The organism is Streptomyces sp. NBC_01433, from assembly GCF_026340105.1.
Lineage (GTDB): Bacteria > Actinomycetota > Actinomycetes > Streptomycetales > Streptomycetaceae > Streptomyces.
The window spans coordinates 363,356-379,267 of sequence record NZ_JAPEPM010000004.1; the positions used below are offsets into that span (position 1 = coordinate 363,356).

The following is a 15,912-nucleotide window of genomic DNA, read 5'->3' on the forward strand; positions in this document are numbered from 1 at the left end:
GGGGCAGGCGCGGTCACCTCTTGGGAGAATTTGCCCCCTCGGGCGCCTCGTCGTGCGCCAGCCCCAGAACCCCTCGCACCACATTCATGACGCTGTGCCGACGTCCGGCGGGCAGCGCGCGCATCGTGTCAGTGAGCTCGCGCAACTCGCAGTCCTCGGGCTGTGGCTCGGACGCCGGCGGGGGAGGGGCGAGCCCACTGATGAGGGCCGCCCGAAGCTCCTGAGCCAGTTCGTCGTCGCCGGCCGCGATGCTCCCGCGCAGAGCCATGTGCTGGATCTGAACGCCCTTGAGCTGGGAGAGAACCAGCACCTGGTCGCTGACACGCTCAAGTGCTTTGACCAGCGCTTCTTCTCCACTCATGGTGAAGAAGCCCGGCGACACGTGAAAAATCCGCTCCAGCTCTCTGTTCACATCCAGGTTGGGCTTGCGGTCGCCGCGGATCAAGGCGCTCATCGTCGGCTTGGCGATACCCACACGCCGCGCGAGCTGTTCACCGGAGTACTGCTTGCCGTCATCTCGCAGGCGGGTGCGGCGCAGGAACTTCAGCCGTTCGGGGAACGAATGGTTGAGTTCGTCCGCCGTCACCGCCTCACCAGCGAACAGGCGCCCCACAGCGTCGGCCGGGATGCCCGTCGTCGACTCGATGTGATCGAAATCGATCAAGTCTTCGGGAGTGCGGTCCAAAGCCTCGATCTGCTTCGTGAGCGCAGCAACAACCACCGCAAGGTCCTGCCCCCCGGGCCTGTCGGGAGTGTCCATAAAAGGGCGGTCTCCTGCTCTCTTCTAAAATCTGTGGTGTTCAGCGGGCGTCACGGTACCCCTTCCCCGATGTACCCCACATCATCATCGATCAATTTTGTAGCCACTCTGGCATGTGATCGGTCAAGAGGGCTACAAACATTGACACTTTCGATGGGGTGCAGCATGATCGCTGTTTGTGGGCGATCTGTCTACCGCTCCATTTCGGCGGGTGCAGATTCGGCCACCCACGCCATGACGCGACCCCCGCGGTATCGCGTCTTGTGCCGGGCCCGGTGAACAGGTCTTGCCGCCTTGAGCCACCAGGCCCGGCGCCACGACCCGCTTGGAGATCCTGCATGAGCCCCGCACCACCAAGGCCGGACACGGACGGTAACTGCGTACCGCGGAACCCGTTCACGCCTGGGCCAGTGGTACTGGGCACGGGCAACCCGCCCGCGTCACGAGCGGGTTCAGCGGCTACGTGGGGCCATCGGCTTGCTGGCGCCGGGCGGCACCGGCAAGCCCACGATCGCGCACATCATGGCGAACCAGGCGCTGTGACTGCGCACGGCGCGTCGGGCGGGAGCTGGTAGCGACCGTACGTCTCTGGGGGTGCCCCAGCAGCGGTCGCCAGCGCGGCCGGGAACAGAGCCGCATCGTTAAGGGGGAACCGCAATGCACACCGACGTTCAATCGGACGCCGGCCGGGGGGAGACGGCGGAGTTCTTGGCCTCAGAGATTCAGGCCAAGCGGCTGCAACACTTCCTCAAGGGACGCCGTGATCACCTTGAGCTGAGCCAGGACGATGTTGCCGAGCGGCTGGCCATCAGCACCCGCTCCTACGGGAACTGGGAGAGGGGCCGTGTGACGCAGTGGGCCGACGAGAAGCTGTATGACCTGGCGGAAGCCCTCGAGATGTCCGAGTACCAAGTCACCCGCCTGTTCCTGTACGCCGTCGGCCGCGCACCGCAACCCGACCTGCGCGCCCGCCGCACCGAATCGCAAGACCCCGACGTCGCCGCCTTCCTCGGCGACTACACCGTCATGCTGGATGCGCTGTCGCTGCCCACCTTCGTCATCGACCAGCGGTGGGACGTCAAGATGGCGAACAAGGCATACCGCGACCTGTTCCGTGACGTGCGCGTCCACCCGACCGCGATGCCCTCTCGCAACTTCCTGAGGTTCGGCCTCTTCCACCCGGATGCCCCGTCGATCTTCGTCGACCACCTCAAGTGGCAGCTCGCCATCCTCGCGCAGCTCTCGTCCAGCCTCGAACGGCACAGTGAGGACAACGGGCTCCAGGCCATCCGCCGCGACGTCTACCGCCACCCCTCGCTCCTCGACGCCTACCTCACCGACATGCCCAACTGGGTCCTGGGCAGCGGCGCCGACCTGGTCCACCACGAAGGCGCGGTCCGCGAACTGCGTCACCCCGACCCGCACGTCGGCCTCCAGGGATGCCGACTGGTCGAGGAGACCCCGCGGTCGCTGAAGCGCCTCGGCTTCATGCGCCTCACCCTCGTGCTCATCGACCTCGACGAGCGGTTCATGCCTGCAAGTTGCGGCTCGCACGGCCATCACGCGGCCTGACCCACGCGGCGCAGCACGCCACGGCACCGCGGCGGCCCCGTCTGCCGTGACGGCTGTACGCAGACACGGCCGACAACGTACGGACGCCGCGCGAGGCCGCGATCTCTGCTCCGCCCGAGCGTGCCCCGCGATCCGCAGCGCCAGGCCGGGTCTCTGGGCACCCCCGCCCGGAGCCGGCCGGTAGCTCTGTGACATGCCCTCGCTGCACCGTTCCCGGCATCAGCCGTGCAGCCGCTACGGGCACTGGCCACGCTGGCAGGCTGATCGCGCCCCCTCCGAGACCACCAGGAATTCTGAAGAGAGTGATGGTCACCCGGCGGGCGGCTTGCCGCAGAATCCGAGCAGAGGGAGACCAGCACCATGGAGGAACACATGAGCCTTCGTCCCGCGGCCCCCGATCACGGCGCGACACGGCAGAAGGCGGAGACAGTCATCCAGACCCTGCTGGGCGACCGGGAAATCCGTCGCCTGGGCGAGGAGATTCGTCTGGAAGAGATCCGGCTCGGGCTACAACTTCGCCCGAAGTACCAGGCCCTTCAGGATCGGCACGACCAGGCAGTCAGGGACCTCAACCACGTCCCTCTCCCGCAGGCTTGCTTCGGCAAGCACGGCCGGTGGGGACATATCTGTGTCCTCAACGCGGGGCATGAGACGGTGGATCCGCATTGGGGCATCAACAATGAAGGACAGCCCGTTGCGTGGGTCGGGAGCGCACCAGAGGACGACTGAATACCGCAGCCGGCGGCGGATCGGCGTCCGCAACAAGGGGACGGGGGGAGAACCGTGCCAGAAGACTCTTGCCACGGCACCGTTGAGTGCTGAGCAACCGGGTACAGTCACGAGCAGCCAGCGGGAGAAGCCGAAGCACCCGAGTCGCTTCGACCGCGCGGGGAGACCCTCTGCTGCTCGGCGGGACGGGCCCAGTAGGCGAAGTACAACGCCAGTTACCTCAGCTACCTCAGCTCGCCAGGCGCATTGCGCCGCTCCCCAACTCGCAGCGAGCGCTCAGTCGTGCGGCGCAGGCCAGCGCGGCCGCAGCGTACTCGCGACGGTTGCGTTCCATCTGCGGGCGCAGCCCCATGACCACGAGCGATCCGTACACGGTCGAGCCGCGCCAGAGTGGCACGCCGAGCATCTTCCAGTCCGGCAGCGGCGACTGGGTCAGCACGTAGCCCTCGGAGCGTATCTCCCTCATTAGGTGGCTCTGGGGAGTCCCGTCCAGGTGCGAGAGGATCGCCAGCCCGGCCGCATCCGCGGTGAGCGGGGCGTAGCGCAGGGCCACCTTGGTGTCGACGTCGGCGTGGTTGAACGCAGCCTGGAAGTCGCTGCGGCGGCCGTAGGTGTGGTCGAGCATCAGCCGGCCCGGGGTGTCGTCGATCAGCACCGCACTGAACGCCATCGCCACCTGGGCTGTTTGCCGCTGCAGCACCGTGGTTTCGCGGTCAAGGGCACTGTCGTGCGGCAAGTTGAGGTGGACGCTCGCATCCGGGCGGTGGTTGGCCACATCGGTAGCGATGCCGTAGCGGCCCGGCGCCCGGTAGATCAGGTGCTTGGCCTCCACCCCAGCGCGCAGGATGCGGTGGACGGTCGACTTGGTGACGCCGGACTCGTCGATGATGCGCCGAAGCGGGTGCAGCCCGGGGCCCATGCCGTTCAAGGTCTGAAGTACGAGATAGACCCGGGCGTGGGCGGTCATGCCGTCGTCCACCGTACCGGCGGCCTCGACAAGCTCGGTGTGGATCACTGACAGTCCCTCCTGGTAGCGCGTGCGGGGCTTGATCCCGCCTCACGGGTCCCGCCAAGCACATCTCTACAGTGAGAACGGGATCTTGTGGAGGAACCACCTCTTCCAGGAAGAGGGTCTTCCAGTACGCACCCAAACGTGCCGTGTAGAGCAAGAGTTGACTTCCAGGAAGTAGGAAAACCGCAGTTCAGGATGCATGTGGACGGGGATGGGGACCCTGGCGAATCCATCGGCCGTCGGGATGCTGATATGTGACCGCGGTGTGTCACCCCGTGGACCCGCGTTCCACGCACACCCCATATGACCTGCGGCAATGCCGTTGTCTCCCATCGCGTGGACCGCGTCCCGCCAGCCGCGACCGGAAATCCAGTCCACGTCCCGCTGTGCGACACCACAAGCCTCATGTCGACCGCAGCCGGGGAATCTGAGAGAGCGGCCATTGCCCTGTCCCAACCACCCGGCGAGAGTGAACAAACCCCCTGGCACCGCCAGCGAGCGCACCACTTCCTCGACTCTGGAGCACCGCCCGTGAACACCCACGCGCCCCACCGGCAAGACCGCCCCACCGGGCACCTTGTCGTCCTGGGCAGCGGACCGCAGGCGGAGTGGGAGCACGCCCTGCAACGCCTCGCAGCAGTCGGGCCGCTGCTCCTCATCGATGCGGATGCCCCGGCCTGGCAGCGCCCCCACCTTGCCGACTCCCGGACCGCCAACCTCCTCGACCCTCCCCGAGTCCTTGACGAGGCAAGAAAGTTCGCCGCCACCCAGCCCATCGCAGGCGTGCTTACCCTCCATCGCGCCCATGTCCGCGCAGCCGCCCTGCTGCGTCAGGTATTCGCACTGCCCGGTCCATCCACCGCGATGACCGAAGCGACCATGTTGCGCCACCGCGCGGCCCAAATCCTCACCGCTGCTGGCGTGGACAACAGCGGAGCCATCCACGCGGACTCCTACGACCAGGCCCTGGAAGCAGCGCATCAGGTCGGCTTCCCGCTGGTATGCAAGCCAGCCTCCCCCCGCACGCGGTACGCCGCGCGCCGGGTGACCGGCATACCCGGCCTCGCGGAAGCCCTGTCGGCGGCCACTGCCGCCACCTGGCCCGGCACCGGCACGGTGATCGAACCACTGTTGGACGGGATCGAAGCGACGGCCTACACCGCCGACTCCCCATCCGGCCCCAAGGTCGTGGCGATCTCCCACGCCACCTTCGACCCGCAGGCTGAACCCGCACTGCTTCCGCTGGAAATCGTGGTCGACGCGGACGACGTCTGCGTGCCCGCCGTCGAGGACACGGCGAGCCGAGCACTGTCCGCCCTGGGGCATCGGTCAGGCCCGGCGCAGATCCGCATGCGACTCACATCAACCGGTCCGCGGGTCGTCAGCGTCACGCCGCACCTCACGGACCCCCTGCTGGGCACGCTGATCGAGCAGGTGACGGGGATCGACCTCATCTCCCAGGCCGGCCACCACGCCTGTGGCCAAACCTTCCTCACCAACGAGAACCACCTCGGAGCGACAGCCGTGCGCTACCTCCAGAGCCCTGGTACCACCCCGTTGTTGCCCCCGAACGCGGCGACGCTTCCCCACGTCACCCCGTACGCCACCCTTCAGCCCTATCCGGCCGAGCACCGTGTGGGACTCCTGCGGCGCAGCGGTCACCTACTCGTTTCCGGCACCGACTACCCGCAATGCGTCGCGCGTTTGCGTGGCGCTGCGGCCGAGATCCGCTCTGCGCGCCTTTCCGCGTAACCCCCAAGGAGACCCGCCCATGTGTTCTCGTTCGTTCTTTACTGCTGAACTCCCCAATGCCATGAGCCCAGCCAACGGGCCGTCCCCTGCCCCACCTCCGACCTCGTCCGGGGATGCATCCCCCGTGCACGAGGGCTTCGGCCACGCGACGGCTCGTGCGGGGGCAGGGCAGGACGGGAGCGACCGGCGCGAGCTGCCGGGTCAGCACGCCAGCACGGTGGGCTGACCTCTCCGGGCAACCATCACCCGCCCGTCCCGCCGACGGCCGGGGACCCCACCGCACCACTCGGCGCGCTTGAGCGAGAGGATGACACCTACTCACCCACATCCCAGAAGAGGGCTCACCATGCAGAACTCCGTGAACGAGGCACTCGCGGATATCCGGGTCGAGCCGGCCGGGCATCTATTGGGTCGCCCTGAGCGGGGCCTCACCCACGTATCGTGGACCCACGCCCTGGCCCAACTGGAAGCAACCGGCCGCTCGGTCGTCCCGCGAAGCACCCCGACAGAGCTAGCTCGCGAAGTCCTCACCTACCGGTTGCAGAGCACGTTTGGCTTCCTGCTCGACGCTGCGGCACGCTTCCTGGACTCCGGAGACCAGGAAGACGCCGAGCGCACAGCTCACGAAGCCCGCACCATCAAAGCGCTGACCGTAGCCCCGGCCCTGCGCCACCACCGGGCGGAAACCAGGCACGCCGACGGGACGAGGAAGGAACTTCTGGACCACCGTGTCACCGCCGAAGGCAACGGGTTCCTTGCCCTGAGCGTCGCCGAGCTCACCGCAGCCATCGGCCCGGGCCGCAAGGCGCGGGGCCAGCTGCCTGCCGTGCCGCCCCCGGACCCGGCGGCCTTCGTCGTCCTGTGGAATCGGATCAGCGCCCCGGGGCTCATCCTGACAGGCATGAACGCGATCCTCACCGGCGGGGAACTCGGCGCCGCTCTCCTCCAGTCTCACCTCGCCACCGCAGCCCGGGCACTTATTCCGGGGGAGAACCACCAGGAGCGGCGGTGAGTCGCCCAGACACCGCCTGTTCAGATACTTGAGCGCGCTCAGGTCTACCGGCGTGAGCCGCGGGCCGAAGCAGACGTGACGCTGGTCCTGGCGCACGGCTGGTCGGCACCCAGGGGCTGCTCATCATGCGCGGGGTGCGTGGGTTTGGTGGATGCCTCCCGCGGATCGAGACATGGCCCGCCCGGCGCTCCGGGACACCGACACCCGTGGGGCGGGAGGCGCTGATCGACCGGAGGCAGTAGTGTCATGTCCCGGGAATCGGGGAGGGAGTTGAGTCGTGATGCGCATCTCAATGTCCGGGACACGACGGTGGATGCTCGCCACCGCTCTGTGCGGCGTACTGATCACAGGGTGCAGCGGGGGAGGAGATGACGCGAAGCCACAGGCCAAGCCGGCGGCGGAACCGAAACCTCTCGCCGTGGGCGCCCTGCGCCCCATGCTGCTCTCGCAGGCAGACCTCGGCACCGGATACGTCCAGGTCCAGGAGAAGCCCGACAGCGAGAAGTTCGACGATGTCTCGGTCCAGGGGTGCTCCGCGCTCGAAAAACTGGGACAGAGCGGCGACGAGACCATGTTCGCCGCGAAGGCGGAGACCAGCTTCACCTACGACACGGACGCTACGCTCGGCGAAGAGCTGCACAGCGACCGTCCCTCGGTGCTCTCCAGCAAGCTGCGCAAGTTGTTCGGCGCCTACACGTCATGTCCCACCTACACGATGACGGCGGGCACCACCCCCATCGAGGTGAAGGTCGCCAAGTCGGCCACTCCGCAGCTCGGAGACGAGCAGTTCGCCTACACTTCGACGATGGAACTGCCCTCCGGAGCGCAGGTGCTCAAGACGATGGCGGTCCGCAAGGGCAACGTCGCGGTGATGCTTGTGGGCGCACCGGCTCTGGTGGACCGCCAGATGAAGACCGCCGTCGGCAAGCTTCCCTCAGGCAGCTGACCACCCCGCCGGGCAGGCGGGTGACGCGTCGTTGGGTTCCGTGCCGCGGACAGGCCTCAGACACGGGCGGTCGGCGACCGCCCGAAGATCACGCCCCGTCCCTGGGTGCCGGAAACGCACGGCTCGCCACGCAGCGGCAGGGTGCCGACCGGAAACGCCGTCCTGACCTTGCGCTCACGATGGCATCCACCCTTTCCGGCCGCAGCGCAAAAGGGCTGGCCCCTGGAGCCTAACTCCCTGGCCGGCGCCCTGCCCAGCCATCAGACCCACGAGGAGTAGCCATGCTCGCGACCGCGGAACGCGTATATTCTGAAGGGTCCCTGGGCTCCGGGGAGATCATCTGGCACAGGCCGATGGATCCTGATTCGTGTGACGGCAACTGCGATTACCACACCGTGGCTTGCAGTGACGACGGCATCAGCGTGCCGGGTGGTATCCAGGACGTGCCCGAAAGACTGAGCGAGCCCGGGCAGCGATGGTGCACCGAGTGCCTGGCCGGTGAACGGCAGACGGCATGTGCGCCGCCGTCGCCGATTCCGGCCCCCTGATCCACGTGGCGTCTCCGTGCCGAGCAGCACCCGTCGCCGGGTTCACCGGCTGATGGCCTACATAGGGGAGGGGAACTCTTGCAGGAGCTTGCTGCGCTGAGTGGGTCCCAGGCCCTGCACACGACGCCCTTCCGGGATGCCCAGTGCATTCATCGAACGGGTGGCGCGCACCTGCCCAATGCCCGGCAGCGCGGTCAGCAGCTGTCGTACCGGCATGCGCCCGACGACGGTATCGGACCGGATCAGCACCTGGGCGAGTGTGAGGGTTCCGGCCTTGAGGCTCGCCCGGACCGCGCTGCGAGCCTGACGAGCGAGGATGGCCTTTTGGCGGGCCGCGTCGCGGTCGGCGTTGGTCAGGTTGGGAAGGGCCATGGTGTTCCTTAGGCTGTGGGGTCTCGCGCTGTCGCGGACCTTTGTGGATGGGGCAAGCCGCCTGCCTGGGCGGTCTCGGACGGGAGGCACACGGGTGAAGTGCTGCCCGCCCCCGCGGACGATTCCGGTGTCCGCAGGTGCCGACAAGCTTCAAGCCGCCTGACGGTAACGGGGGAGCAGGTCCTCGCGCAGCGACGCGAAGACGCCTATCACCCCCTCCAGCGCGTAGGGGGTGTGCGCGTCCGTGCACGCGATCCTCAACTGGTAACCCTCGCAGGCGGGCGGGAGCACGGCGTTCGTGTAGACCCCGTGGTCGATCAGGATGCTTTGCGCCGACAGCATCGCGATCTGGTCGGGAAACCGCACAGGGATGACCGGACTGGAGCTTCCGCCCACGTCGTACCCGAGCGCATCCAGCGCCCGGCGCAAGTGCTCCGCCGCCGCCAGCGCGTCAGGCTCGGAACCGGCCCGCCGCCGGATCTCGCGCAGCGCCGCGTGCGCAGCCGCAGTGTCGGCCGGACTCAGCCCGGCCGAGTAGATCTGCGGCCGCGAGGTGTGCCGCAGGAAGTCGATCGTCTTGGCGTCGGCCAGGACCGCGCCACCCTGCGAGGCCAGAGACGTGCTGAATGACAGGGTCATCAACGGCACCCGGCCCTGCATCCCGGCCTGCTCGATCACACCGCGGCCGCGCCCGAGCACGCCCACCCCGTGAGCGTCGTCGACCAGCAGCGTGGCGCCGTACTCCTCGCAGACCGCGACCAGCTCGGCCACCGGTGCCAGTTCACCCTCCACGGTGGACACCCCGTCGGTAGCGACCAGGACCGACTGCGTCGGTGTGGCAGCCAGCTGCCGGGCCAGATCATCGGGGTTGTTATGGCCGAACCAGCGCACCACCGCGCCGGAGGCCGTCGCCAGCTGCGACCCGTCGATCAGTGAGGCGTGCGCCTTGTCGTCCAGGTACACCACGTCGCCGCGCCCGACCAGCGCTGATACGACACCGAGGTTGGTCATGTAGCCGGTGGCAAATACCAGCGCCGCCTCATAGCCGAAGAAGTCCGCGAGGTCCGCCTCGAGCTCCTCGTGCAGGTCGAGGTTCCCGCTCAGTAGCCGCGAGCCGGTCGCAGACGTCCCGTACAGGGCGATCGCATCCTGTACGGCACCGATCACCTGCGGACTGACGTTCAGCGCCCGGTAGTTGTTGCTGCCGAGCATGCAGACCTCGACGCCTTCCAATATCGCCTTCCCGCCGTCGGCAGGGCCCTGAAAGGCCGGGTAGTACGGGTAGCGCCCAGCATCGCGTGCCTCATCAGCCTGCACATAGGCGCGGCACTTCTCCAGCAGGTCCATCAGGTGGGGTCCGATCTCTCGCGCGGGTCGGCCGAGTAGCGGCACCACCGTCACCCCGCCGCGCGCTGCACGGGCCCGCCGGTCGCGAACGTCCCACCACCTGGCGCCGCGATCTGCTGCTGCGTTCCGCCTCACGGGACACAGCCGCCCGACCACCGATCCGACGGCGACGGGCACACTGCCTGCGGTCCGACCGCTCCCCTGGCGCCCGTGCGGCATGGTCCACGCCACGGAACCCGCATGAAGATCGTCTCCCGCAGGGCGGCGCCGCCGGCGCCAGTCCGCCCCAACCCCCTCATGTTCCCCGCATCCTCAGACCGAGCCCACCCGGCACTGCCGCGGTCGGCCGCGCAGCGCATGCCTGCGCCTCCAACTCCCCTCTTCACTTTGCATTCCAAGGAGTAGCGGTGGCCCGCGACAACCGCACCGTCCAGTCCTACCCTGCTCCACTCCGGGTGCCCGCCGCATACTGGATGCTGGTGGCAGGCTTCACCATCTGCCGCAGTGGCTGCGTCGTGGTCCCCTTCCTCTCCCTGTATCTGGTGCGCCAGCAGCACTTCAGCGCGGCCGACGCAGCCCAGGTCAGCGCCGCGTTCGGCGCGGGCTGGGCCATCGGCCCCGCCGTCGCGGGCTGGCTTGCCGACCACGTCGGGCGACGCCCCACCCTCTTGGTGGCTCTGACCGCCGTGGCCGCGATGTACCTCACCCTCCCCGCCTTGCAGACCCTCATCGCCCTGACCGCTGCCGCGCTCGCCGTCGGACTCCTCTTCGACGCTCCCCGCCCGGCAGTTCTTGCCCTCGTCGCCGACTTGGTGCCCGAGCAGGCCCGCGGACGGGCGTACGCACGCCTCTACTGGGCGTCCAACATCGGCGCAGGAGTGGCCGGGGCCGTAGGAACCGCCCTCGCCGACAACCACATCACCGCGCTGTTCTACATCGCCGCAACATCCAACCTCGCCTTCGCGGCCACCGTGCTCATCTGCAAGATCGGAGCAGGGCCTGCGGCGAAGACACACCACGGTCGCGCAGCGTCCTCAGCCACCGGATACCGGGCCCTGCTCCACGACGGACGGTTCCTCGCCCTGTGCGGCTTCACGCTCCTGTATCTCTGCTCCTACCAGCAGGTCCTGTTCGGACTGCCCGTGGCCATGGACAGAGATGGTCTGAATCCGTCCGCCTACGGGATCATCAGCCTCATCAACGCGATCGGCGTCGTCGCCTTCCAGCCGCTCTTGCAGCCCTGGATCGACCGCCGTACCCCCCTGGTGGTGTGCGCCGCCGGCGCCATCACCCTGGGCCTGGGCATGGGCGGCAACCTCGGCGCCCAGCAGACCCTCGTCGGCTACGGCCTCGCCGCTGCCGCCTGGACCCTGGGCGAGGTGCTGTTCTTCAGCAGCGTCATGACGGTGGTCGAACGCCTCGCACCCGACGACGCCCGAGGCCGCTACACCGGTATCTGGGCCTCCACGATGGGCATTTCCGCTCTCATCGCCCCGCTGATCAGCTCCGTCGCCCTCCATGCCGGGGGGCCGGAACTCATGTGGACCACGTGCCTTGCCCTGGGCGTCCTCGCCGCTGTCGGCCTTCTCGCTCTCAAGCGGAACACCGACATCACCTTCACCCCCACGACCCCCGACCCTGCCGACCTGGACCTCGCGCCCACCCGTGCGTGATCCGTTGCCCGCCTAACGAAGGCACTCCCTACCGTCTCCTCGCCCGCGCCGGATCGACCGGCGGCACTGACACCGAGGAAGACATGTCAGCCATTACACGCATCGACCACATCCCCCCGTCCCATGTCATCTTCCCGCCCGACAGCCACCCCGACCTACAACAACCCGGCGCCGTGCACCACGGCTGGAACACCGGCCGCCAACTTCTCCTGCACGCCGTGGACAGCCCGCTGGCCAAGCCGATGAGGGGGCGAATCCCACCGCTCCGGCAGCAGGCGATCACGCAGCTGCGCCTCCTCAGCTGCTATCTCCACGACGTGGCCGGCCCGCTCACGCTCGCGCTCTACATCAGTGCCGTCCAGCAGCCGTCACCGGACATGGACACCCCTTCTCTCGCTCTTCTGATCGGTGAGGCTCTCGCGGACCTGGGCGACTGGGGCATCTGTGCCCCGCTGCCCGAGCAATTCGAACTGATCACCCGGTCTGTCCACGCACTGCAGCCCTGCATGCCCGACTGACCACCGTCGCTTAACAGGGGTGCTGTTCCGTCACGCGGAACAGCACCCCCGATCGCGGAGCCGAGAGGTGAGACACGAAGGCCCGAGCCCCGTTCCGAGGCTGTGCGGTCTGGTTGCCTCATTTCATGAACGCGACTTGGCGCGGCACAAGCCGTCCACCGGCAGGGTCCGCGCCCGGCGCATCCGCGCGATTCGACCAAGTGCTCGCGCGCGCCCGTGCTGACAACCGGGCGGCCCTGGCCACCTACCTGCCCGCGGGCTATCCCAACCAGACCCAGAGTCTGCGGATCCTGCACCGCCTCGCCGAGGTCAGCGACGTGATTGAACTCGGCTGGCCATACAGCGAACCTACGCTCGACGGCCCGGTCATCCAGCGTGCCGGCGCGCAGGCCCTCGCCGCCGGATTTCGCGTCCGTCACCTTCTGGCGAGCATCCGGTCCCTGGCCGCGTCACCAGCGAGCGTGCTCGTGATGGCGTACTTCCCTCCGCTGTTCAAGTACGGCCTCGACCGAGCCGCGCGTGAACTTGCCCAGGCAGGCGCCGCAGGAGTGATCCTGCCCGACCTGCCGATCGAGGAAGCCGACGCGTGGCTCGCCGCTGCCCAACACGTCGGTCTGCACACGGTGTTCGTCGTCGCCCCCTCGACAACCGACGCCCGTCTCGCCCGAATCTGCGCCGCCGCCAGCGGCATGATCTACGCCCCCGCCGTCGCCGGAGTCACCGGCTCGACAGGCCCCCTGCACGGCGCGCTTCCCGCCTTCGTGCAGCGACTGCGGGCCGCGACCGACTTGCCAGTCGGCGTCGGCATCGGTATCTCGACCCCGGCCCAGGCTCAGGAGGTCAGCCGCATCGCCGACGTCACCATCGTGGGATCCGCCCTCATCCGCACCATGGACGCGGCACACGGCCCCAGGCAACAGGCCGACGCCACCGTCGACCTCGCGCGCGCCCTCCGCGCCGGACTCCGTCGCGCAGACCCCCCGCGGGCCGCTGCATGACGCCCGCCGACCACCCACGCATTGCGTCAGCACCCAGGCCCCAGCCCGGGAGACGCGCCGACACCATGGAGGAGCACCTGCCCATGCTCTACGACGACCGAGGTACCACCGCACAGCGCCTGGCCCGAGAACTTGCCCTGGCAGTCATGGAGTCCGCAGTGACGGCGACCGCACTCGCCGCGGCGACCACAAGCGGCACCGCGGCCTACCGACGCGTCCCCGCACACTATGGTCACTACGTCCGCCTCGCCGCCGCCTTCGCCGCCGCCATCACCGGCGGGACCCTCGTTGACGCCTTGCTCGACGTCCCCACGTTCCGAATTCGCCGCCGCCTCAACGGCCTCGGCCACAGCACTCCTCCAGACAGCCTCCCCTCGGACATCAAAGCGGGAGCATCCTCAGAGGCCCCGAGCCCCGAACAGGGCAACGTGGCACCCGAGCTCTCCGACGCGGAGGTACTCCAACAGCTTGAGCGGTCCGTCGCATCCGACGCCGCCATCCGAGCCGCGAACCACGGGTGGTGCCGGACCATCGACGAGAACCTCCTGTCCTCCAGGAAGCACTGGCAGGGCCACCCCGACGGAACGGCCAGCTTGCCGCTGGTCGCCGGCTGCACCCTGCACTTCGAACCCCGCAGCCCCGCCGAGGCCGAGATGTATCCAGATGACTGGCGCTACGCGACCTTCGTTCTGGACGACAACGGCACCCGCGCCGCGGTTGCCACGCCTGCCGCTCTGTTGGCCCACCTCACCGGCCAGAACAATCTCCTCGACACGGGTCTGGACGATGACGACCCGTACGCGTACGACGCGTTCGAACTCGCCGACTTCGACGCAGACTCTGACGGAGGTACCTGAGGACGCCGAACCGACACCGTGTACCGCAGCATGCCCTTCGAGCTCACGCGGGAGATTCGAGGTCGAGGCTGCACGCGGTGACGTCAGGTGGCCAGACAGCTAGTGCTTTCTTCCAGCGCACCATGGGCCGAGGACCACCAGACGCGAAAGCGAGCCCGATCGGTCCACGCCACATGAGGAAACCGATGAACCCGAGGAACCCGAAGGAGCCACCGGGCGCAGAAACGATCGGTGAAGGTCGCCCCAGCCTCTGCGACCCCACCCTGCTCCTCATCGGGCGCCGCCTGAGCGGCGAAGAGGTCTGGGCAACCATCGTCGCGCCCGATGACCAACTGTTCCTTACCCACATGGTCGCGGACCCGCCGCGGCCGGGCAGGGCACATGGCTGAAGGGTCAGTCAGGCGCCCGGCACCGACCGCTCGCCGCCGCAGCACGGCGCGAGCCCCCTGCGGGCCACTCGACCTACTCGGCGGCAGCCTGGGCGGCAACCCACGCCTCGGTGTCCAGAACCTGCTCCCCATCCCACCGGACGATCGCGTCCCGCGCCGCGATCGCGGCCGATGCTTGTAGGGGGATGGGCAGCCCGCCGGCCTCCGCGAGCACCTGGACCGCTTGCGCCGGATCGGCGCCGCTCTTCAACACGCGGCGAAGCGCGCGGGAGTCAGGTACCAGCACCAGATCACCGTCGCTGGAGCCTGCCAGGGCGAGCGCCTTGATAGACCGTTGCCCGTGCGGGACGAGGAACCGGACGGGCCCCAGCTCTGCCGAGAGGGACAGCCCGGCGAGCCCAGGCATACTGCTCTGCCCGAAGTTCGCCCACAGAAGGCGATGGGCCGACCACGAGGCAGCGATGTCGAGCGCTTGGGTACCGGGCCCCCTCGGGCCCAGCACCTGGGCCGCCGAAACGAAGTCCTCTTCTGCCAGTAGCCACGCCATGGCGGGGTTGCGCGCTGAGGCGTTCGTGACCGGCACGTCCCGAGCCGGAATCGCGTACTCGGCGCGGGACAAGAGCGCCCCGCGTGCCAACGTGCTCCCCTCGCGGAGCATGAACTCACTGTCGCGCTCGACCAGATCCAGGACTAGGTCCGCCGCATGCTCCGCCCAGTCGGCCCGGGCGGTGAACCGGGCTTTCCGACCGGTGAGTTCGGCCAAGGCGGCATCGTCGATGAATACCGGCCGCCCGGAAACCGACACCGTCCGGAGCCGCACGGCCATCTCCCACAGCGTGAGGGTCAACGTCGCGTCGTCCCACAGCACCTGGGCGGGGAAGAGCCCAGACCCCTCCTTCGAACGCTCCCGTTGATGTCCGAGTGCCTCGCCGACCAGGTCGGACAGACCCAAGCCCTTGGCGGAGCCTCCCCCGCGCAGCTCGTACAGCGAGAGGAAGATGTCGGCGGTCCGGCCCATGATCGGCTCGACGTCGACGACGCGGTCCCAGGCCCGGAAGTGCGAGCCCAGCAGGTCGCTACCGACGACGAGGTCCGCGTCGGTGACCCGGCGGGCGAGCGCGCGGCGTCCTTCGGCCTCTGCATCCCATATGGAAAATCCCTCGGTCTGGTACCCCTCGGGCCCCAGCCGAGCGCGCAGCACGGCGAATTTCGCCACCACGCTGGTTTCGGGCGTGAAGTTGGACCATGACCGGTAGGTCGCCGTCACCACCGCGACCCGGGCCGGCAGCCCCTCCGGCATGGCCACGTCCCGGCCAAGCCCACGTACGGACTCCAGCAGACTGCTCACGTGTCCCCTTCGCGCCAGGTGGCTCATCAGGCTCGATCCTGGCGGCTCCGGGGCCCCTGATACGCGCCGTGCCGGAGAA

The 15,912-nt window shown here is 68.5% G+C and carries 15 protein-coding genes; 10 read left to right on the top strand and 5 right to left on the bottom strand.

Going from position 1 to position 15,912, the window contains the following annotated elements; genetic code table 11:
• Window positions 1–13: 13 nt before the first annotated feature.
• The gene (locus OG413_RS41180) at window positions 14–760 is read right to left on the bottom strand and encodes a helix-turn-helix transcriptional regulator (RefSeq protein ID WP_266814824.1); all 747 of its coding nucleotides are present in this window, start codon (window positions 758–760) and stop codon (window positions 14–16) included.
• Window positions 761–1,468: 708 nt separating this feature from the next.
• On the opposite strand from OG413_RS41180, the gene OG413_RS41185 reads away from it, so the two are divergent.
• Together OG413_RS41185 and OG413_RS41190 are read left to right on the top strand one after the other, a co-directional pair.
• Window positions 1,469–2,332: a helix-turn-helix domain-containing protein gene (locus OG413_RS41185; protein WP_266814826.1), complete on the top strand. Its 864-nt coding sequence runs from the start codon at window positions 1,469–1,471 to the stop codon at window positions 2,330–2,332.
• A 360-nt stretch (window positions 2,333–2,692) separates the two neighbouring features.
• Entirely contained in the window at window positions 2,693–3,061 is a 369-nt protein-coding gene (locus OG413_RS41190) for a hypothetical protein (protein ID WP_266814827.1), read from the top strand.
• A 229-nt stretch (window positions 3,062–3,290) separates the two neighbouring features.
• Here the strand turns inward: OG413_RS41190 and OG413_RS41195 are convergent, their stop codons facing one another.
• Window positions 3,291–4,076, bottom strand: coding sequence for a helix-turn-helix domain-containing protein (locus tag OG413_RS41195; protein ID WP_266814829.1), 786 nt, complete (start codon window positions 4,074–4,076; stop codon window positions 3,291–3,293).
• 528 nt (window positions 4,077–4,604) lie between these two features.
• Here OG413_RS41195 and OG413_RS41200 point away from each other — a divergent pair.
• The 3 genes from OG413_RS41200 (at window position 4,605) to OG413_RS41210 (ending at window position 7,783) form a co-directional block, all read left to right on the top strand.
• Window positions 4,605–5,825 carry a hypothetical protein gene (locus OG413_RS41200; protein WP_266814831.1) on the top strand — a complete coding sequence of 407 codons (1,221 nt, stop codon included), beginning with the start codon at window positions 4,605–4,607 and terminating at the stop codon, window positions 5,823–5,825.
• A 346-nt stretch (window positions 5,826–6,171) separates the two neighbouring features.
• A complete protein-coding gene (locus tag OG413_RS41205; protein ID WP_266814833.1) occupies window positions 6,172–6,837 on the top strand; it encodes a hypothetical protein in 666 nt (221 codons plus the stop codon).
• A gap of 280 nt (window positions 6,838–7,117) precedes the next feature.
• Window positions 7,118–7,783, top strand: a complete 666-nt coding sequence (locus OG413_RS41210; RefSeq protein ID WP_266814992.1) for a hypothetical protein — start codon at window positions 7,118–7,120, stop codon at window positions 7,781–7,783.
• 605 nt (window positions 7,784–8,388) lie between these two features.
• On the opposite strand, the gene mihF is transcribed toward OG413_RS41210, so the two are convergent.
• Window positions 8,389–8,703, bottom strand: coding sequence for an integration host factor, actinobacterial type (gene mihF, locus OG413_RS41215; RefSeq protein WP_266814835.1), 315 nt, complete (start codon window positions 8,701–8,703; stop codon window positions 8,389–8,391).
• A 150-nt stretch (window positions 8,704–8,853) separates the two neighbouring features.
• Window positions 8,854–10,050, bottom strand: a complete 1,197-nt coding sequence (locus OG413_RS41220) for a pyridoxal phosphate-dependent aminotransferase family protein (protein WP_266814837.1) — start codon at window positions 10,048–10,050, stop codon at window positions 8,854–8,856.
• A gap of 407 nt (window positions 10,051–10,457) precedes the next feature.
• Here OG413_RS41220 and OG413_RS41225 point away from each other — a divergent pair, with 407 nt between their 5' ends.
• From OG413_RS41225 to OG413_RS41245, 5 genes are all read left to right on the top strand, one after another.
• A complete protein-coding gene (locus OG413_RS41225) occupies window positions 10,458–11,723 on the top strand; it encodes an MFS transporter (RefSeq protein ID WP_266814839.1) in 1,266 nt (421 codons plus the stop codon).
• 83 nt (window positions 11,724–11,806) lie between these two features.
• The gene (locus OG413_RS41230) at window positions 11,807–12,241 is read left to right on the top strand and encodes a hypothetical protein (protein WP_266814841.1); all 435 of its coding nucleotides are present in this window, start codon (window positions 11,807–11,809) and stop codon (window positions 12,239–12,241) included.
• Window positions 12,242–12,441: 200 nt separating this feature from the next.
• Complete coding sequence (gene trpA, locus OG413_RS41235; protein ID WP_266814842.1) at window positions 12,442–13,239, top strand: tryptophan synthase subunit alpha; 798 nt, start codon at window positions 12,442–12,444, stop codon at window positions 13,237–13,239.
• Between the two features lie 83 nt (window positions 13,240–13,322).
• A complete protein-coding gene (locus tag OG413_RS41240) occupies window positions 13,323–14,096 on the top strand; it encodes a hypothetical protein (RefSeq protein WP_266814843.1) in 774 nt (257 codons plus the stop codon).
• 185 nt (window positions 14,097–14,281) lie between these two features.
• A complete protein-coding gene (locus OG413_RS41245) occupies window positions 14,282–14,485 on the top strand; it encodes a hypothetical protein (protein WP_266814845.1) in 204 nt (67 codons plus the stop codon).
• Window positions 14,486–14,558: 73 nt separating this feature from the next.
• Here the strand turns inward: OG413_RS41245 and OG413_RS41250 are convergent, their stop codons facing one another.
• Window positions 14,559–15,833 carry a hypothetical protein gene (locus OG413_RS41250; RefSeq protein ID WP_266814846.1) on the bottom strand — a complete coding sequence of 425 codons (1,275 nt, stop codon included), beginning with the start codon at window positions 15,831–15,833 and terminating at the stop codon, window positions 14,559–14,561.
• Window positions 15,834–15,912: the final 79 nt, after the last annotated feature.